Genomic DNA, 17,552 nt, shown 5'->3' with positions numbered 1-17,552 from the left:
CGGAGGATTCACCATGCGCGCGATACGTGCCGCGTCCACTGCCCTGCTGGGGGCGGCCGCCCTCGCCCTGGCCGCCCCCGCCACCGTCGCCCTCGCGGCGGAGGGTGCCCCCGCCACCAATCCGCGGGCACCAGGAGCCAAGGCACCGGGCGATTTCGTCGTGTCGCCCTCGGTCGTCGAACCGGGCGGCCGGGTGACGCTCAGCGCCCCCGGCTGCGCCAGTACGGCCACGGCCTCGGCGGGCGTCTTCGACACCGTCGCCATCGCACCCAACTCGGCGGCGACCGCCACCGTGGACCTGGACGCCCGGCGCGGTGCCGTGTACACGGTGGCCTTCAACTGCACCGGTGGCGTGCAGGACACCGTCGACCTGACGATCAGCGGTACGGCCACGGTCACCCCGACCATCAGCGCCACGCTGCTCACCACCCCGCGCGGGGTCCAGGGCGGCATGGGCGGCTCGGTGGGCGAGGTGGACACGGGAACCCTGGCGGCCGGCACGGCCCTGGTCCTGGCCGCCGCGACCGGCGTCGTGTACGTGGTCCGTCGCCGCTCCGGCGACACCCGCCGCCACTGAACGGGGCGGGGCGTCCGCGGACGCCCGTCGCCCCCGGGTCCGGGAGGGACTCGGGGGCGACGGGCACAGCGGGGCGACAGGGAGGTTCGGCCGGTCAGACCCCCGCGCCGGTCATCCGGCGACGACGGGCGATGAAGAGACCGCCGCCGAGCGCGGCGGCGGCGACCAGGCTGCCGCCGACCGCCATCTCGGTGGAGCTGGGGGCCAGCGAGCCGCCGAGGCCGCCCTGCGCACCACGGCCCGCGAGGACGCGGAACGGGTGCGTGACCACCTTGGTGTTGTCGCTGCACTTCACGGCCAGGTTGTAGCTGCCCGGGGTGGCGTTGTTGTAGACACGGGCGATGGCGCTGGAGAGCCCGTTGGAGTTGACCGAAAGGGAAGTCTCCGGGAACGCGTTGGACGTGACCGTGCCGCCGTGGCCGCAACCCTTGGCGGTGATGGTGATCGTCGACCCCGCGTGGACGTCGAACGGGTTGACGGTGACGTTGCTCGGCCCGTTGGTGGCGGCGGCGAGGGGGGCAGCGAGCCCGACCGCCGCGAACGCGGTGGCGGCCACCGCCAGAGTGCGTGCAGCACGCATGGTTGAACCTCCAGAGGAAGACGCCCCAAAGCGGTGCTCCGGGAAATTCGACGAGTACGCCTTCCATGACGAACCATCACAAGTCGGGGCGAGCCATGCATGTCGGCACTGGTCCACCCCGGTGAGGCGACACGCCCGGAAACGACCCCTCGAAGGGGTCGGAACCGCAGGTCACAGGGGTGCGGAGTGGTTATCTGACGAATACTCGGATGGGTCAGCCCCGCGTCACCCGGCTGTCCCCACCGACGTCCCGCACCGGCCTCCCGCGCGGCCCTCGCGCGCTCTCCGACGCAGCCCTCGCGGACTCCGCGGCACGTCCCTCGCCGGCGCCCGACGTGGCTCCCGCGGGCTCTCCCGACCTTTCCCTCGACCGTCCCCCGGCCGTTCCCTCGACCGTTCTTCCGGCCGTTCCCCCCGCCCCGGCACCCGTCCGGCGGCGGCCCCCACCCGTTCGCTCCGTCCGGGGCGACGGTCCGTCACGCCGCCTTTACCGTTCTGTCGACGCCACGAAGGGAGAACCATGCCCCCGAAGGACTTCCGCGTCGTCGTACGCAGGAGACGCCAACCCTGGGGCGTCCTGGCCCTCGCCATGCTGTCCGGACTCGCGATGATGCGCAACGGGGTCGACGTCGCCCTCGGACCGCCCCAACCCGCCGCCGCGGCCCGGCCGGTGACCCGGCCGGTCGTCCCACCGCCGCCGAACGAGGCGACGGCCGGCCTGCAGCCGTTGCCGTTCGCGCCGGCCTCGCGGATCAAGATCCCCGCGATCCGGGTCGCGGCCCCGATCATGGACGTGGGCCTGGACGCCGACGGCTGGGTGGCCGCGCCGCCCCCGCAGGACGCCAACCTCGCCGGCTGGTACCAGAACGGCATCTCCCCCGGCCAGCGCGGCACTTCGGTCGTCGTCGGCCATGTCGACAACGAGCGGGGCCCGGCGGTCTTCTACGGTCTCGGCTCGCTGGAGAAGGGCCAGCACGTCGAGGTCGAGCGGTACGACGGCCGGGTCGCGGTCTTCGAGATCTACGGGGTCGAGGTCTACTCCAAGGAGAACTTCCCCGGCGTGCAGGTGTACGCGGACACCGGCCAGCCCGAGCTCCGGGTCATCACCTGCGGCGGTGGCTACACCCGGTCGCGCGGCTACGACGGGAACGTCGTCGTGTACGCCCGCTTGGTGGGCTCGCGCTGACGGTCGCGGTACGCGAACGGGCCCCGGCACTCCCAGGTGCCGGGGCCCGTTCGCGTACCGCCGCCGTCAGCGCCGGGGCACGGTGATGTGATAGCCGGCGTCGAGGAGTTCGGGCAGATAGCGACGGAGCGCGGCGACGCTCTGCGTACGGTCGCCGCCCGCGTCGTGGGAGAGGACCACGGCCCCGGGTGCGGCGCCGTCGAGGACGCGGCGGACGATGGCGCCGGTGCCCGGCTCCTTCCAGTCCAGGGTGTCCACGGTCCAGGCGAGCGGCTCCATCCCGAGCTCGGCGCCGATCTCGAAGGAGTGCCGGTTCCACGCCCCGTAGGGCGCCCGGTACCAGAGCGGGGCCGCGCCGAGGGTCCGCTCCACGATCTCGCTGGTGGAGCCGAGTTCGTCGCGGATCCGGGAGGGCCGCAGCTTGGGGATGAGGGGATGGGACCACGAGTGGTTGCCGATGACGTGGCCGTCGGCGGCCATCTCCCGCAGCAGGTCCGGGTTCTCGACGGCCATCTCGCCGCAGACGAAGAACATCGCCCGGCAGCCGTGGCGGCGCAGCGTCTCCAGGATGCCCGGTGTGTAGCGGGGGTCGGGACCGTCGTCGAAGCTCAGCACCATCGAGCGGCCGACCCCGGACATGCTGAGGAAGGGCCGCTGCCGTACCGGCGGCACGGCGCGCCGGAAGGACGCGGGCGCGTACGCGGTCATCGGCTGGAGCCGGTACGAGGACGGGCGCAGCCGGGCCGCCCGCGCGGCCTGCGGTCCGGCGGCCGGTCCGGCGCCGGATCCCGTGCGCCCCGCGCCCGGCGGCGCGGAGGCGGCGCCCGTGGACGGCTCGGGAGCGGCGAGCCGGTCCGCCGCGAGGTAGCCGACGGTGGCCGTGGCGCCGAGCGCGGCTGCGAGGCGCAGCACCGCCCGGCGCCCGCTGGGCATCTGATCCTTTTTCATGACCAATGGTTCGTACGGGGAGGGGGCCGGTCGGCTCACCGACACCGGCCCCCTGCCCGAAAACACCCGATGAGCCGATAGCCTCGCGGCGCGACCGCGTAGTGGCCCCCGCTTCGGGACGCGGGCCGGTCACGCCGTGCCGTGACCGGCCCCGCGTACGCCGCTGGTCCTACTTGCCCATCACCAGGCCGTCCTTGTCGGCGCCCCGGCCGAGGACGACCTGCCGGATCGTCTCGCGGATCGAGGCGTGGCGCGGGTCGCCGTCTCCCGCCGCGCCGAGGTTCACGACCCTGCCCCGGCCGGTGTCGAACCACTGGGGGACGAACTCGGCCTTGGTGACCTCCCACCGCCCGCCGGAGGTCTTGGGCGGGGCGAAGGTGAAGCGACCGAGGGTGCCCTGGTTGCCCCGGGCGTCGAAGGAACCCTCGTGGTTGATCATGTCCCCGGCGATCTGGTCGCCCATCCCGTAGACGACCCAGGTCCCGTTGACCTTCTCGTACGCCTGCGGGACGTGCGCGTGGGTGCCGATGATCAGGTCGATGTCGGGGCGGCCGCCGCTCGTGGACGCGGTGAGCGCGCGGCCCAGCGAGAGCTGTCGTTCGTCGGCCTCGGTCTGCCACTCGGTGCCCCAGTGGACGCTGACCACGACGACGTCGGCGCCGGCCGCGCGGGCGGCGCGCGCGTCGGCGATCACCTGCCGCTCGTCGAGCAGCCGGACGGCCCAGGGCTGCCCCTCGGGGAGCGGGTAGCCGTTGGTGTCGTAGGTGTAGGCGAGCTGGGCGACGGTGGCGCCCCCGGCCTTGAGCAGCGTGGGACTGGCCGCCTCGTCGGCGGTACGGGCGGAGCCGGCGTGCCGGATGCCGACCTTGTCCAGGGCGTCGAGGGTGCGACGGAGGCCGGCCGCGCCGTCGTCGAGGGTGTGGTTGGAGGCGGTCGAGCAGGAGTCGTACCCGGTGGCCTTGAGGGCGGTGGCGACCTCGGGCGGCGACTTGAAGGCGGGGTAGCCGGTGTAGGGGCCGCCCTCCTTGCCGTACACGGTCTCCATGTGACAGATCGCCAGGTCGGCCCCGGAGACGACGCTCTTCACCCCGGCGAGCATGGGGCCGAAGTCGTAGCCGTCGCCGCCCGCGTCCTGGGCGGCGCGGCGGATGATCGAGTCGTGCGGGAGGACGTCGCCGGAGGCGACGAGGGTGAATCCGGCGGGTGCGGACGCCCCGCCGGGGGCGGCGGACCGCACGGCGGTCCGTCCTCCGACGGACCCGGAGGCCGCGTCCCCGGGGGTGGTGGTGCCGGTGCCCGGGTCGCCGGCCTGGGTGCAGCCCGTGGCCGCCGCGAGGAGGAGGGCGGCGGCCACCACCGCTCCCGGTCTGGTGCGTGAGGTCATCTACGGCACTCCGCTCGACTCTTGCTATGAACATCTGTTCTGTCGAATTGATCTCGCGGGAAAGCCACAGTCAAGGGTCAAGGCCGCAGAAGCCCCCGAACCCCGCTGAAACGGACGCAACAACTCCGCCTGACCGCTCGCCGTACCATTCGCCGCTCGGTGCGACCGTTCGTCGCAGACCGATGTCCGTTCCCTGTCCCTTGTCTTCCGGATGCGTTCGTATACGCCGGGACGACGAGCCACGGGAGAGGCGGGGAGCATGACGACGGCGACGACCGACGAGCGGAACCTGGAACAACTGCAGCGGGACCACGGTCCGGCGCTGCTGTCCTTCCTGCTCGGGCTGACCTACGGGGACCGGCAGCGGGCCGAGGACCTCGCCCAGGAAACCCTCGTACGGGCCTGGCTCCACCCCGAGGCCTTCGAGGGCCCCTACGCGTCGATGCGGCCCTGGCTCTTCACCGTGGCCCGCCGGCTGGCCATCGACGCCCGCCGCTCACGCCTCGCCCGGCCCGCCGAGATCGGTGACGGCGTGCTCGCGGTGACGCCCGACCCCGCCGACGCCACCGCCTCCGCCGAGGCGGCGCTCGACGTACGCGCGGCCGTCCGCGAACTGAGCCCCGAGCACCGGGCGGTGCTCGTCCGGCTCTACTTCCACGGCCTCACGGTCAACGAGGCCGCCGTGGACCTCGGCATCCCGGCCGGGACCGTCAAGTCCCGCTCGCACTACGCCCTGCGGCAGCTCGGCCGCTCACTGCCCGGCTACCGCCCGCGCCGCGCGGGCGTTGCCCGGCCGCGCGCCGGGGCCCCACAATGACGCCGTGACGCTGACTCTCGCCGCCGCCGAAAAGGTCCTCGCCGACAACTTCGCCCCCTGGGTGCTCGATCTGGGGCTCTCGGTCGCCTCCGTCGACGAGGCCGGGGCCGTACTCCGACTCCCCTGGTCCGACCGGCTCGCCCGCGAGGGCGGCGGCCTGTCCGGCCAGGCCCTGATGGCCGCGGCCGACACGGCGACGGTGATCGCGGTCGCCTCCGTCCGCGGCGGCTTCGTACCGATGACCACCGTCCAGCAGTCCATCACCTTCCAGCGGGCGGTCGTCGGCAGCGACGTCCTGGTCCGGGCCCGGCTCACCAAGACGGGCAAGCGGATGGCCTTCGCCGACATCACGATGACCGCCGAGGGCACGGAGGAGACCGCCGCCCACGCCACCGCCGTGTACGCGCTGCTCGGCTGAACCGCCTTCCTCCTCCGCCTCCCCTGCCCCTCCCGCCCCGTACGCCATCCTGGGTAACAGCTTCCCCACCAGCACCGATCCGGCCGGGAAACGTATCCGAAACCACACGGGCGAGTTGAGCAAAGCGGGACCCGCGGAGGCCCTTCTCGGTGGAGGCTCTCCCCCGGGTCCCTGACATCCGGGCCCCTGACGTACGGGTCCCATGTCCGGGAGAAGGTGGGAGCGTTGCTGCCCGAGAGCACGAACGGCACGGAAGGCACGAGTGGCGGCGGACTCGCCGTCCCGATGGCCTGGCTGTGTGCCGAGTACCTGGCCGACGAGGTGCTGCGGACCGCCGCGCTCGTGGCGCCCGGCTCGCTGGAGTACCGGGCCGGCCTCCAAGCCCTGGCCCTCACCGTCCACCTGTCGGAGGACACCGACCGCTCCGACGGCTCCGGCGGCGCCGACGGAACCCCTGGACCCGACGGCGCTGGCGGCCCCGGCCGGTCGGCCGGAAAGCGGCCGCCGGTACGGATCGACACGCTGCTGCGCCGCACGGCCTACGACCGGCCCTGGCCGTCCTGGGTCGAACAGGGGCTCGCCGCCCGGCTCGCGGCGGACGGGGAGGGCCCCGACCTGGCCCTCGCGCGGACCGCGTGGCGGAGCCTGCGCGACACCTGGGTACGGGCCGCCGACCTCGACGGCCCCACGGCCGACGACCCCGGCACGCCCGTCGACGAGAAGGACCAGGTCTGGCTGCCCGCGTGGAAGCTGGGGCTGCCGCTCGCCCATCTCTCGCTGTACCTGTGCTGATCGCCTCTCGCTGCACCTGTGCCGATCGCGGCCCCTGCGGACCTCACACGGCGGAGCGGTGCACCCCCGGGCGGTACTTGGGGATGCGGACCGTGACCTTCATGCCCGCACCGACCCCGGTCTCGATGACGAGGCCGTGCTCCGCCCCGTACACCTGGCGCAGCCGCTCGTCCACGTTGGAAAGACCGATGCCGGAGCCCGCCGGGTGCTCCCCGCGCAGGACGGCGCGCAGCAGCTCCGGGTCCATGCCGACACCGTCGTCCTCGACGGTCACCACCGCCTCGGCCCCCGCGTCCCGGGCGGCGATCGTCACCCGGCAGCCCCGCTCCCGCTCCTGGAGGCCGTGCTTGACGGCGTTCTCCACGAGGGGCTGGAGACAGAGGAAGGGCAGCGTCACCGGCAGCACCTCGGGGGCGATCTGCAGCGTCACCTTGAGCCGGTCCCCGAAGCGCGCCCCGGCAAGCGCCAAGTACTGCTCGATGGAGCGCAGTTCGTCGGCGAGCTGGGCGAACTCGCCGTGCCGCCGGAAGGAGTACCGGGTGAAGTCGGCGAACTCCAGGAGGAGTTCCCTGGCCCGCTCGGGGTCGGTACGGACGAAGGAGGCGATGGCGGCGAGGGAGTTGAAGATGAAGTGCGGGGAGATCTGCGCGCGCAGGGCCCTGATCTCGGCCTCCACGATCCTGGTCCGCGAGCGGTCGAGCTCCGCCAGCTCCAGCTGGACGGAGACCCAGCGGGCGACCTCGGTCGCGGCCCGCACCAGGACGGCCGACTCCCGCGAGCCGTAGGCGACGAGCGCGCCGAGGACCCCGTCCTCACCGGTCAGCGGGGCGATCACCGCCCAGCGCAGCGGGCACGCCGGGTCGGCGCAGCCGGTGTGCGCGGACCGGCTGCGGCCCGTCTCCAGGGTCTCGGCGGCCAGCGCGGGGACGTGCGCGCGGTGGTGGTCCTCGCCCGGTCCGTCCCAGGCGAGGACCGCACCCCGGTCGGTGAGGCAGAGCGCCTCGGTGCCGAGCAGCGAGCGAAGCGTGCGGGCCGCCTTGCGGGCGGTCTCCTCGGTGAGTCCGGCGCGCAGCGGCGGTGCGGCGAGCGAGGCGGTGTGCAGGGTGTGGAAGGTGGCCCGTTCGACGGGGGTCCCGAGGTCGGGGTCGGCGGCGCGGCCCCCTCGGCGGGCGGCGAACCGTCCCAGGACGAAGCCCACCGCGAGCAGGACGGCGCCCGCGGCGCCCACGGCGGCGAGGGCGATGCCGTTCATCGGCGTACCTCCGGGGAAGGAAGGGTGCCGTTCATCGCCGTACCTCCGGGAAGGGAAGGGTGCCGTTCATCGGCGTACCTCCGGGGAGGCGGCGGAGCCGGTGAACTCCTCGGGCAGGTGGAGCCGGGCGAGGAGCGCCGGGGTGCCGGGCGGGACCCGGCCGGGGGTGGCGAGCGAGACGAGGACCATCGTCAGGAAGCCGAGCGGGACCGACCAGACGGCGGGCCAGGCCATCAGCGTGTGCGGCCAGCCCTCGGGGGCGAGCCCGGCACGTGTCGCCATCACGGCCGCGAGGGCGGAGCCGCCGCCGAGGAGGAGCCCGGCCATGGCGCCGGGCGGAGTGAGCCGCCGCCACCAGATGCCGAGGACGAGCAGCGGGCAGAAGGAGGAGGCGGAGACCGCGAAGGCGAGGCCGACGGCGTCGGCGACGGGCACCTTGGAGGCGACGACGCCGACGGCGAGCGGGACGGCGGTGGCCAGCAGGGTCGCGAGCCGGAAGTGGCGTACGCCCCGGGACGGCAGCACGTCCTGGGTGAGGACGCCGGCGACGGACATGGTGAGCCCGGAGGCGGTCGACAGGAAGGCCGCGAAGGCCCCGCCCGCCAGGAGCGCGCCGAGGAGGTCGCCGGCGACTCCGCCGAGGATCCGCTCGGGCAGCACGAGCACGGCGGCGTCGGCGGAGCCCGTGAGGGCGAGCTCGGGGGCGTAGATCCGGCCGAGGGCTCCGTAGAGCGGCGGCAGCAGGTAGAAGGCGCCGACGAGGCCGAGCACGACGAGCGTGGTCCGGCGGGCCGCGCGGCCGTGCGGGCTGGTGTAGAAGCGGACGGCGACATGGGGCAGGCCCATGGTGCCGAGGAAGGTCGCGAGGATCAGTCCGTACGTGGCGTACAGCTGGTGTCCGTCGTGGCCGCCGGCGAGCGGCTGCGACCAGCCGAGGGGGTCGGTTCCGGTGGCGGCCCGCTCGGGGAGGACCGCGCCCGGCGCGAAGGCGAGTTCGGTGCCGGCGAGGACGTGATGGGTGCCGGGGGCGAGGGTGACGGTCCGCCGCTCGTACGGGACGTCGTCGACGCTGCCGGTGACGGTGAGGGTCAGCGGGGCGTCGAGGCCGATCCGTACGCTGTCGGCGACCCGGACGACGGTGTGCTCGCGGAGGACGGCGGGGGCGTCGAAACGGGCCCTGGGCGCCCCGTCCCCGTACCAGGCGGCGAGGAGGAAGAAGGCGGGGACGAGCAGGGCGGTGAGTTTCAGCCAGTACTGGAAGGCCTGGACGAAGGTGATGCTCCGCATCCCGCCCGCCGCGACGGTGCCGGTGACGACGAGGGCGACGAGCAGCCCGCCGACCCAGTCGGGAGCTCCGGTGAGGATCTCCAGGGTGAGACCGGCACCCTGCAGCTGCGGTAGCAGGTAGAGCCAGCCGATGCCGACGACGAAGAGGCTGGCGAGCCGGCGGGCCTGCGGGGATTCGAGGCGGGCCTCGGCGAAGTCGGAGAGGGTGTACGCGCCGGAGCGGCGCAGCGGGGCGGCGACGAGGACCAGCAGGACGAGGTAGCCGGCGGTGTAGCCGACCGGGTACCAGAGCATGGCGGGGCCCTGGACGAGGACGAGTCCGGCGATGCCGAGGAAGGAGGCGGCGGAGAGGTACTCGCCGCTGATGGCGGCGGCGTTGAGACCCGGCCGGACGGTCCGTGAGGCGACGTAGAAGTCGGAGGTCGTACGGGAGATCCGCAGGCCGAGGGCGCCGATGAGGACGGTGGCGAGGACGACGGCGGTGACGGCCGCGACGGCGTAGGTCTGGTTCACGCGGCCACCCCGCGGTTCCGGTTCATACGGGGCACTTCACCGTTCGACGAGGCCGGTGAAGTCGCGCTCGTTGCGTTCGGCCCGGCGGACGTACCAGTGCGCTATGCCCCAGACGACCGGGTACACGCCGGCGCCGAGCGCGAGCCAGACCAGGGCCTCGGGGGCGGGCAGGGCGAGGAGCAGCGGCAGCGAGCCGACGAGCAGGACGAGCGCCCCGAGGGCGGTGAGGGCGGCACGCAGCTGGCTGCGCATCAGGGAGCGGACGTAGGTGTGGCCGAGCGTGGTCTGCTCGTCGATCTCGGAGCGGGCCGGCGGGTGGGCGGGGCGCCGTCGTGCCGGGCCCGGGACGGTGCCGCGCGCCGAGGCGTACGTGACGGTCTCGCGCCGGGGTCTGCGCGGCGGCTGGTGCTCGGACATCGGCGTCCGCTCCGGCATCTCTCGGCGGCTGCTGCCCGGAAGGGCAGGCGGGCCGTGGGGCCCGGGACGCGTGGAGTCTACGCAGCGCTCCCCGGCCGCGACAGCCCCCGGCCGATCAGCCGCCGGCCCGACGCATCAGCAGGTCACGGAGGTGGCGGGCGTGACGGCGGCTCACGGCGAGGTCCGTGTCGCCGAGCCGTACCGAGGTGGCACCGCCGTCGAGCCGGAGTTCGTCGATGCGGGCGAGGGCCACGAGATGGCTGCGGTGGATGCGGACGAAGCCGCGGGCGGCCCACCGTTCCTCGAGGGTGGAGAGCGGGATGCGGACGAGGTGGCTGCCGTGGTCGGTGTGGAGACGGGCGTAGTCGCCGTGGGCCTCCACGTACGCGATGTCGTCGACGGAGACGAAACGGGTGACCCCGCCGAGCTCGACGGGGATCTGCTCGGGCGTGGTGGTGGGCGCGGGCGGGGCGGTGACGTGCACCAGGTCGTGGACGCGGCGGACGGCCTCGGCGAGGCGTTCGCGGCGCACGGGCTTGAGGACGTAGTCGACCGCCTTGAGGTCGAAGGCCTGGAGGGCGAAGCCCTCGTGGGCGGTGACGAAGACGACGAGCGGCGGGCGGGCGAAGCCGGCGAGCAACCGGGCCACGTCGAGACCGGTGAGCCCGGGCATGTGGATGTCGAGGAAGACGACGTCGATGCCGTCGTCCCCGTCGGGCCCCGTCTCCAGGGCGCGCCCGATCCTGCGCAGGGCCGCGGTCGCGTCTCCCGCGCCCTCGGCCGTGCGGACGCGCGGGTCGGCGCGGAGCAGGTAGAGGAGCTCCCCGAGGGCCGGTTCTTCATCGTCGACGGCCAGTACGCGCACCATGCGGCGGAGTGTAGTGCGATGCCTCGCGCGACTCCTTGAGCAGCTTCTGTGTGAGCAGCGGCTACTTGAGCAGTTTCGACATCCTGCGGTCGGCGAGCGGCCTGCCGCCGGTCTGGCAGGTGGGGCAGTACTGGAGGGAGGAGTCGCTGAAGCTCACTTCGCGGATGACGTCCCCGCACACCGGGCAGGGTTCCCCGGTCCGGCCGTGGACGCGCAGTCCGCTCTTCTTCTCGGCCTTGAGCTTGCCGGCGGCGAGGCCGTGGGCGCGCTCGACGGCCTCGCCGAGGGTGGTCCGCATCGCCGTGTAGAGGGCGGCGGTCTCCTCCGGGGTGAGGTTCCCGGTGGGTTTGAAGGGCGACATCCTCGCGGCGTGGAGGATCTCGTCGCTGTAGGCGTTGCCGATGCCCGCGATGAGGCGCTGGTCGCGCAGGGCGCCTTTGATCTGCCGTCGTTCGCCGGCGAGGAGGGCGGCGAACTCCTCGGGGCCGAAGTCCTCCGCGAGCGGGTCGGGGCCGAGGCGGGCGACGCCCGGCACGTCCTGCGGGTCGCGGACGAGGTGCACCGCGAGCCGTTTGGTGGTGCCCGCCTCGGTGAGGTCGAAGCCGTCGCCTCCGGTGAGGGCGGTACGCAGCGCCAGCGGGCCCTTGCCGGGCTTCGGCGGTCCGGAAGGCAGCGGGTCCTGCCAGCGGAGCCAGCCCGCGCGGGCCAGGTGGATCAGGAGGTGGAGTTCGCCTGCGGCGCCGGTGGTGGCGAGGTCGAGGAACTTCCCGTGCCGGCCGACGGCGGTGACCTCGGCTCCCTCGACGGCGGTCAGGGACGGGTCGTACGTCTTGAGGACGCTGACCGCGACGGGCAGGACGCGGGCGATCTCCTTGCCCACGAGATGCGCGCCGAGGAACTCGCGCAGCGCTTCCACCTCGGGCAGTTCGGGCATGGCTCCACCCTGCCGTACGCGTGCCGGGGCCGCGCGCCGCGAGCCCGGCGCGGTCGGCATGGTCGGCGTGGTCGGCGTGGTCGGCGGGACTTTCCGGACACGGCCTAAGGTGGGCGACGTGCGCGTACTGCTCGTCGAGGACGACGAAGACCTCCGGTTCGGGGTGGCCGCCGCTCTGCGGGCCGCCGGGCTCGCCGTCGACGAAGCGGCCGATCTGCCACGGGCCGACGAGGCCCTGTTCGTCACCGCGTACGACTGCGCGGTCTTCGACCGGATGCTGCCGTCCGGGGACGCCGCCGTCTACGTCGAGGAGCTGCGGCGCGGCGGCCGCGAGGTACCCGTCCTGTTCCTCACGGCGCGCGACACCGTGGCGGACCGGGTGGAGGGCTTCGCGAGCGGCGGCGACGACTACCTCGTCAAGCCGTTCGCCGTGCCCGAGCTGGTGGCCCGGGTGCGCAGCCTGTGCCGCCGTTCCGGCGTCGTACGCCCGCCGGTGCACCGCGTCGGCGACCTGGAGGTCGACACCGCCCGTCGGCACGTCCGCCGGGCCGGGGTGCTGCTGACCCTCACCACCAGGGAGTTCGCCGTCCTTGAGGTCCTCGCGGCCCGGGCCGACCAGGCGGTGTCGCGCGCCGAGCTGATCGAGAGCTGCTGGGACGAGATGGCCGAGCCGCAGTCCAACGTCCTGGAGGTACTCGTCTCCCAGCTCCGCCGCAAGCTCGGGGACCCGCCGCTGATCCACACCGTGCGGGGCGTCGGCTACCGGCTCGCACCCGACGACGCGCGGTGAGCCCCGCTCTCCCCCGCCGGACGCGGACGCTCACCCCGACCGCGCGGGTGCTGCGGCTGCGTCGGCGGATCAGTCTGCTGTTCGCGCTGACCAGCGCCGTGGGGCTGATCGCGATGGCCGTGTTCGCCGTACGGAGCGACAGCGCGCGCTGGCGGGAGCAGCTCGACCACGCGATGGAGGCGGACACCAGCTGGGCCCTCGGGCTCCTGGAGACCGACGAGAACGGGCGGCTGGCCACGGACGTCCTGGCGGACACGGTGAACACCGGGTGTCCGCCGCTGACCGTGCTGCTCGTGACCGGCGACGCCCCCGGCGGCCCCGGCACGCCGGACGAGGCGGTCGGCCTGACCGTCCAGCACGCGCCGACCGCGCCGTGTCTGGCCGTGAGCCCCGGGGTGGTCCTGGAGTCCGGCCGTGCGGTGGCCCGGACCGGGGAGGCGCGGGGCTTCGACCGGCGTACGACGGACGGCGGGCCGGTGCGGGTGTTCGCGCTGCCTTTCTACGCCCCGGAGGCGGCGGAGGACGAGGGGCCGCAGGGCGTCCTCGTGACGTTGTCCGACGCGACGGCCCAGCGGGACGATCACCGTCGGCTCGTGTGGGTGGTGACGGGCGGCTGCGCGGTGCTCGTGCTGTTGTCCGCGGCCGTCGGGCACGTGCTGTCGGGGCGGGCGATCCGCCCGGCGCTGTCCGCGCTCGACCGGCAGGAGGCGTTCCTCGCGGACGCGGCGCACGACCTGCGGACCCCGGCCGCCTCGCTCCGGACGCTCGCGGAGACGGCGCTGCGCGGCGAGACGGACAGCACGGACGTGCACCGGCGCACGTTGCGCCTGGCGGAGGGCATGGGCCGGCTGGTCGACGGGCTGCTCACCCGGGCGCGGCTCATGTCCGGTACGGCCACGGTGGCCCGCCAGCCGCTGCGTCTGGACCAGTTGGTGGAGGCGGTCGCCCAGGAAGCCGCCGAGGCCTCCACGGAGGGCCATCGCATCCGGGTCGAGGCGGAGGACACGGTCGTGGTCGCCGATCCGGAGCTGGTGCGCCGCGCGGTCGGCAATCTGCTGGGCAACGCGCTCGCGCACGGCCACGGGCCCGGCCTGCCGGCGGACGTGCTGATCACGGTGGTCCGGGACGGCACGCTGACGATCGAGGACGAGGGTCCCGGCCTGCCGCCGGAGGTCGCGGACGCCCTGTTCGAACGGTTCCGCAGCGGATCCGGGTCCACCGGCCTCGGCCTGTCCATCGCCGCCTGGGTCGCCCACGCCCATGGCGGCACGCTCACGGCGGGGCGCGGGGAACGCGGCGGGGCCAGGTTCGTCCTGCGGCTGCCGAGGTCGTAGGGAGGGGCGCCACCTCCGCGAGAGGCCACGTCCGCGAGGGGGCCCGTCCGCGAGGGGGCCCGCGCCCGTGTCGCGGCCCGAGTCCGTGAGCGGGGCCCGCGTCCGTGAGCGGGGCCCGCGCCCGTGACGGATCCCGAGTCCGTGACCGGGGCCCTCGCCCGTGACGGGACCCCGCCTCAGCAAATCCTCAGCATCCGCGCGTGATCCTTCCCTGGACCGACCACCCAGGGAGTACTTCGTGATCACCGCCGCCACCCGCAGCCGCCAGGCCCTCGTCCTCGCCCTCGCCGTCCTCGGCGCCACCTCCCTGGCCGCCTGCACGGCCGGGAACGACTCGGCCGGGAACGGCTCGAACGGGAACCGAGCGACGGTCTCGGCCGATCCCGCCTCCCGCCCCGACCTGCGGCGCTTCTACCAGCAGCGACTCGTCTGGCAGCCCTGCGGCGACCACCGGTGCGCCTCGCTCACCGTGCCGATGGACTACGCCCGCCCCGGCAACGGCAAGACCTTCGTCCTGCCGGTGGCGAAGGCGGTCACCGCGACCCCGGGGAAGCGCGTCGGCTCGCTCGTCCTCAACCCCGGAGGCCCGGGCGAGCGTGGTGCGCGGCTCGTCAGGGACGGCGTCGCCGACGACATCGGCCAGGGCGTGCGGGACCGGTTCGACATCGTGTCCTTCGACCCGCGCGGGGTCGGCGGGAGCAAGCCCGCCCTGACCTGCACCGCCGCCGCCCCCGCGGAACCGGGCGAAGGTGAAGGGAAGGCCCCGGACGAAGGCGAGACCCCGGACGACGCCGCCGGCGTACCCCTCAACCCCCGGACCGCGTCCGAGCGCGCCGTCGCCCTGGCGAGCGCGCGGGCGACGGCCGCCGACTGCCGCGCGGCCAGCGGTCCGCTGCTCCCCCACGTCGGAACGGACGACGCCGCCCGCGACCTGGACGTGCTGCGGGCGGCGCTCGGTGACCGGCGGCTGACGTACGTCGGCTGGTCGTACGGCACGAGCCTGGGCACCTCGTACGCCGAGCAGTTCCCTCGCCGCGTACGGGCGATGGTCCTGGACGGGGCCGTCGACCCGTCGCTCGACTGGCGGCAGCGCATGCTCAGCCAGTCCACGGGGTTCAGGAAGGCGGTGGAGGAGTACGCCGACTCCTGCGCCGACACGGTCGGTGACGCGTGTCCCGGCGCTACGCCCGAGGAGATACGGTCCCTCGTCGACCGGCTCCTCGCGCGGACCGAGCGCGAGCCGCTGCCGGTCGACGACTCCCCGTACGGTCTCGACGCTTCGACCCTGGTCTCGGCACTCAGCCTCTCCATGTACACGCCGGAGGCCCAGTGGAAGGACCTGTCCGAGGCGCTGGTCGCGGCGGACGGCGGGGACGGCACGCCGCTGGCGGCCCTGGCCGCGGGCGAGGAGGAGCCGCCGGACACCGACGCGGGCGCCTCCGACGAACCCGCGGAGCCCGAGGCGTCCGACGGGCCCCCTGAGGACGAGGCCTCCGACGGGCCCTCGGACGACGTCCCCGAGGACAACGGCGACGCCGCCCTCATCGCGATCAACTGCCTCGACGTCCCCCACCCGCGTGACGCCCAGGCCTACTGGGACGCTCTCGCCCCCGCCGACAAGGCCGCGGGGGTCTACGGCACGACCGGCGTGACGAACGAACTGGTCTGCAAGGACCTGCCGGCCGGTGCCCAGCGCCCGCACCGGGTGAGGGCCGAGGGTGTCCCGCCGGTGCTCGTCGTGGGGACGGCGGGCGACCCGGCCACGCCGTACGGGGAGGCCGTGAGCCTGGCGGGCCAGTTCCCCCAGGGGATGCTGCTGTCGTTCGACGCTCCCGGCCACACCGGCTACGGACGCAGCGCCTGCGTCGACGGCAAGGTCGAGGCGTACCTGATCTCCCTGACGAAGATCCGCCCCGGCACGACCTGCACGGCATGACGGAGTGATCCGTACGCACAGGTTCTACGGCGTCCTCGGCGTCCCCGGCGTCCCCGGCCCCTCCGGCGTCTCCGGCGGGTCGAGCAGGTCGAGTTCGGCGGTGAGCGCGTCGGCGAGCGCGTCGAGGTCGGGGACCGCCTCGCCGTCGGCGACGAGACCGACATGGACCCGGCCGCCGTAGGGGGACATGGCGACGGCGAGGGACTGGCCGCGGGCGAGCGGGGCCATGGGGAAGAGCCCGCGCAGCGGAGCGCCGCCGAGGGAGAGCGCGGTGCGGGGCAGCGGCACCTGGGTGACGAGGAGGTCGAACAGGAGCCTGGCCGCGCCGGAGGCGAAGGGGGCGCCGAAGCGGTGGGCGAGCGGAGGCAGCCGGTCGGCGAGGAGCGCGACGGCGCCCGCGCCCCGGAAGGGGCCGGCGGCCTTGTTGCGGTCCATGGCGTCGCGTACGGCGGCGAGTCGGGCCGCCGGGTCGGGCTCGGTCACCGGCAGGTCGACGAGGTAGCCGGAGAGGCTGTTGCCGGGACCGGGCGGGGCACCGGGGCGGCGGCGCGAGACGGGGACGAGGGCCCGGGGGTCGGCTCCGGGCAGGGCGGCCGGGCCCCGCCCGTCGAACCAGCGGCGCAGGGCTCCGGCGACGACGGCGAGGAGCACGTCGTTGGCGGTGCCGCCCGTGGCGCGGCGGATCCGGTGCACGCGGTCGAGGGACAGGGTCGCGGTGGCGAGCCGGCGTGTGCCGCTGGAGTCGGCGGCGAGGGCGGCGGCGGGACGCCCGTCGAGGCCGCCGGCGCGGACGACGGAGGAACCGACGACCGAGGCGCCGACCTCGACGGCCCGGCCGAGGTCGCCGAGGCGGTCCTTGGCGAGGTCGAGGAGGAGCCCGGGGCCGGGGAGCCACGAGCGCGGGGGTACGGGGCGGGGGCGGCGCACCGGTCGGCGGGCGGCGGCGATCTCGTCGAAGATCCCGGCGCCGATGGCGACGGCCCGCATGCCGTCGGCGAGGGCGTGGTGGAGCTTCACGAGGACGGCGAAGGAGCCGTCGGGGGCGCCCGTCAGGAGGTACATCTCCCAGGGCGGCCGGCCGCGCTCGACCGGGCGTTCCATGAGTTCGGCCGCAAGGCGGGTGGTCTCGGCGGGGAAGTCCACGCCGGGAAGGGTGATCTCCCGGACGTGACGGCGTACGTCGAAGTCCGGGTCGGCGCTCCAGGCGGCGCCGCCGAGGGGGATCAGGACGTCGCGCACGCGCATCCGGAGCCGGGGGATGGCGGCGGCGCGGCGGGCGAGCAGGTCCAGGACGTCCGGAGGCGGCTCGTGGTCCGGGGCCGCGGGGACGGGACCGAAGTGGGCGAGGGCTCCGAGGTGCAGGGGGTGGGTCGGGGACTCCAGGTGCCAGAAGGCCAGATCAAGGGGGGCCAGTAGCTCGCTGCTGCTCACGGGTGCCTCACGTCCTGCGCGGAGGGGCGGGAGAGCGAAGTCAATCGCGTACCGTCAGTTACGGTCAAGTACGATCAGTTCACGCTCG

General features: G+C 74.5%; 17 protein-coding genes. 8 read left to right on the top strand and 9 right to left on the bottom strand.

Features of this window, described 5'->3' with window-relative positions; genetic code table 11:
• Positions 1-13 precede the first annotated feature (13 nt).
• On the top strand, positions 14-577 hold the full coding sequence (locus OG580_RS32185; protein WP_267047162.1) for a hypothetical protein: 564 nt from the start codon (positions 14-16) through the stop codon (positions 575-577).
• A 94-nt stretch (positions 578-671) separates the two neighbouring features.
• Here OG580_RS32185 and OG580_RS32180 read toward each other — a convergent pair whose 3' ends face one another.
• Positions 672-1,157, bottom strand: coding sequence for a hypothetical protein (locus OG580_RS32180; RefSeq protein ID WP_267047161.1), 486 nt, complete (start codon positions 1,155-1,157; stop codon positions 672-674).
• 520 nt (positions 1,158-1,677) lie between these two features.
• Here OG580_RS32180 and OG580_RS32175 point away from each other — a divergent pair.
• Positions 1,678-2,343 (top strand): class F sortase, encoded by a 666-nt coding sequence (locus OG580_RS32175; protein ID WP_267047160.1) that lies wholly within the window; start codon positions 1,678-1,680, stop codon positions 2,341-2,343.
• A 66-nt stretch (positions 2,344-2,409) separates the two neighbouring features.
• Here OG580_RS32175 and OG580_RS32170 read toward each other — a convergent pair whose 3' ends face one another.
• Entirely contained in the window at positions 2,410-3,276 is an 867-nt protein-coding gene (locus OG580_RS32170) for a polysaccharide deacetylase family protein (RefSeq protein WP_267047159.1), read from the bottom strand.
• A 184-nt stretch (positions 3,277-3,460) separates the two neighbouring features.
• Entirely contained in the window at positions 3,461-4,675 is a 1,215-nt protein-coding gene (locus OG580_RS32165) for a CapA family protein (protein ID WP_267047158.1), read from the bottom strand.
• 259 nt (positions 4,676-4,934) lie between these two features.
• Between OG580_RS32165 and OG580_RS32160 the strand changes: the two genes are divergently transcribed.
• The 3 genes from OG580_RS32160 (at position 4,935) to OG580_RS32150 (ending at position 6,702) form a co-directional block, all read left to right on the top strand.
• Positions 4,935-5,492, top strand: coding sequence for a sigma-70 family RNA polymerase sigma factor (locus OG580_RS32160; RefSeq protein ID WP_267047157.1), 558 nt, complete (start codon positions 4,935-4,937; stop codon positions 5,490-5,492).
• A 4-nt stretch (positions 5,493-5,496) separates the two neighbouring features.
• Positions 5,497-5,910 (top strand): PaaI family thioesterase, encoded by a 414-nt coding sequence (locus OG580_RS32155; RefSeq protein ID WP_267047156.1) that lies wholly within the window; start codon positions 5,497-5,499, stop codon positions 5,908-5,910.
• 225 nt (positions 5,911-6,135) lie between these two features.
• A complete protein-coding gene (locus tag OG580_RS32150) occupies positions 6,136-6,702 on the top strand; it encodes a hypothetical protein (protein ID WP_267047155.1) in 567 nt (188 codons plus the stop codon).
• Between the two features lie 43 nt (positions 6,703-6,745).
• Here the strand turns inward: OG580_RS32150 and OG580_RS32145 are convergent, their stop codons facing one another.
• The 5 genes from OG580_RS32145 to OG580_RS32125 form a co-directional block, all read right to left on the bottom strand.
• A complete protein-coding gene (locus tag OG580_RS32145) occupies positions 6,746-7,954 on the bottom strand; it encodes a histidine kinase (protein WP_267047154.1) in 1,209 nt (402 codons plus the stop codon).
• Positions 7,955-8,020: 66 nt separating this feature from the next.
• The gene (locus OG580_RS32140) at positions 8,021-9,754 is read right to left on the bottom strand and encodes a cation acetate symporter (RefSeq protein WP_267047153.1); all 1,734 of its coding nucleotides are present in this window, start codon (positions 9,752-9,754) and stop codon (positions 8,021-8,023) included.
• 36 nt (positions 9,755-9,790) lie between these two features.
• Complete coding sequence (locus OG580_RS32135) at positions 9,791-10,171, bottom strand: hypothetical protein (protein ID WP_267047152.1); 381 nt, start codon at positions 10,169-10,171, stop codon at positions 9,791-9,793.
• Positions 10,172-10,286: 115 nt separating this feature from the next.
• On the bottom strand, positions 10,287-11,039 hold the full coding sequence (locus OG580_RS32130; protein ID WP_267047151.1) for a LytTR family DNA-binding domain-containing protein: 753 nt from the start codon (positions 11,037-11,039) through the stop codon (positions 10,287-10,289).
• 61 nt (positions 11,040-11,100) lie between these two features.
• Positions 11,101-11,973: an Fpg/Nei family DNA glycosylase gene (locus tag OG580_RS32125; RefSeq protein WP_267047150.1), complete on the bottom strand. Its 873-nt coding sequence runs from the start codon at positions 11,971-11,973 to the stop codon at positions 11,101-11,103.
• A gap of 118 nt (positions 11,974-12,091) precedes the next feature.
• On the opposite strand from OG580_RS32125, the gene OG580_RS32120 reads away from it, so the two are divergent.
• From OG580_RS32120 to OG580_RS32110, 3 genes are all read left to right on the top strand, one after another.
• On the top strand, positions 12,092-12,763 hold the full coding sequence (locus OG580_RS32120; RefSeq protein WP_267047149.1) for a response regulator transcription factor: 672 nt from the start codon (positions 12,092-12,094) through the stop codon (positions 12,761-12,763).
• Positions 12,760-14,097: a sensor histidine kinase KdpD gene (locus tag OG580_RS32115; RefSeq protein ID WP_267047148.1), complete on the top strand. Its 1,338-nt coding sequence runs from the start codon at positions 12,760-12,762 to the stop codon at positions 14,095-14,097. Before OG580_RS32120 ends, OG580_RS32115 begins: the two co-directional genes overlap by 4 nt.
• 238 nt (positions 14,098-14,335) lie before the next feature.
• The gene (locus OG580_RS32110; protein WP_267047147.1) at positions 14,336-16,033 is read left to right on the top strand and encodes an alpha/beta hydrolase; all 1,698 of its coding nucleotides are present in this window, start codon (positions 14,336-14,338) and stop codon (positions 16,031-16,033) included.
• A gap of 24 nt (positions 16,034-16,057) precedes the next feature.
• Here the strand turns inward: OG580_RS32110 and OG580_RS32105 are convergent, their stop codons facing one another.
• Positions 16,058-17,464 (bottom strand): wax ester/triacylglycerol synthase family O-acyltransferase, encoded by a 1,407-nt coding sequence (locus OG580_RS32105; protein WP_267047146.1) that lies wholly within the window; start codon positions 17,462-17,464, stop codon positions 16,058-16,060.
• Between the last annotated feature and the right edge of the window lie 88 nt (positions 17,465-17,552).

The organism is Streptomyces sp. NBC_00094 (genome assembly GCF_026343125.1).
Classification (GTDB): domain Bacteria; phylum Actinomycetota; class Actinomycetes; order Streptomycetales; family Streptomycetaceae; genus Streptomyces.
This window is presented reverse-complemented; position numbering and strand designations above follow the sequence as displayed.

Bases quoted from the DNA above. Each gene is read 5' to 3' on its own strand.
- OG580_RS32135 (WP_267047152.1), bottom strand. From the start codon at position 10,171: ATGTCCGAGCACCAGCCGCCGCGCAGACCCCGGCGCGAGACCGTCACG.
- OG580_RS32130 (WP_267047151.1), bottom strand. From the start codon at position 11,039: ATGGTGCGCGTACTGGCCGTCGACGATGAAGAACCGGCCCTCGGGGAG.
- OG580_RS32145 (WP_267047154.1), bottom strand. From the start codon at position 7,954: ATGAACGGCATCGCCCTCGCCGCCGTGGGCGCCGCGGGCGCCGTCCTG.
- OG580_RS32185 (WP_267047162.1), top strand. From the start codon at position 14: ATGCGCGCGATACGTGCCGCGTCCACTGCCCTGCTGGGGGCGGCCGCC.
- OG580_RS32180 (WP_267047161.1), bottom strand. From the start codon at position 1,157: ATGCGTGCTGCACGCACTCTGGCGGTGGCCGCCACCGCGTTCGCGGCG.
- OG580_RS32165 (WP_267047158.1), bottom strand. From the start codon at position 4,675: ATGACCTCACGCACCAGACCGGGAGCGGTGGTGGCCGCCGCCCTCCTC.
- OG580_RS32160 (WP_267047157.1), top strand. From the start codon at position 4,935: ATGACGACGGCGACGACCGACGAGCGGAACCTGGAACAACTGCAGCGG.
- OG580_RS32125 (WP_267047150.1), bottom strand. From the start codon at position 11,973: ATGCCCGAACTGCCCGAGGTGGAAGCGCTGCGCGAGTTCCTCGGCGCG.
- OG580_RS32170 (WP_267047159.1), bottom strand. From the start codon at position 3,276: ATGCCCAGCGGGCGCCGGGCGGTGCTGCGCCTCGCAGCCGCGCTCGGC.
- OG580_RS32175 (WP_267047160.1), top strand. From the start codon at position 1,678: ATGCCCCCGAAGGACTTCCGCGTCGTCGTACGCAGGAGACGCCAACCC.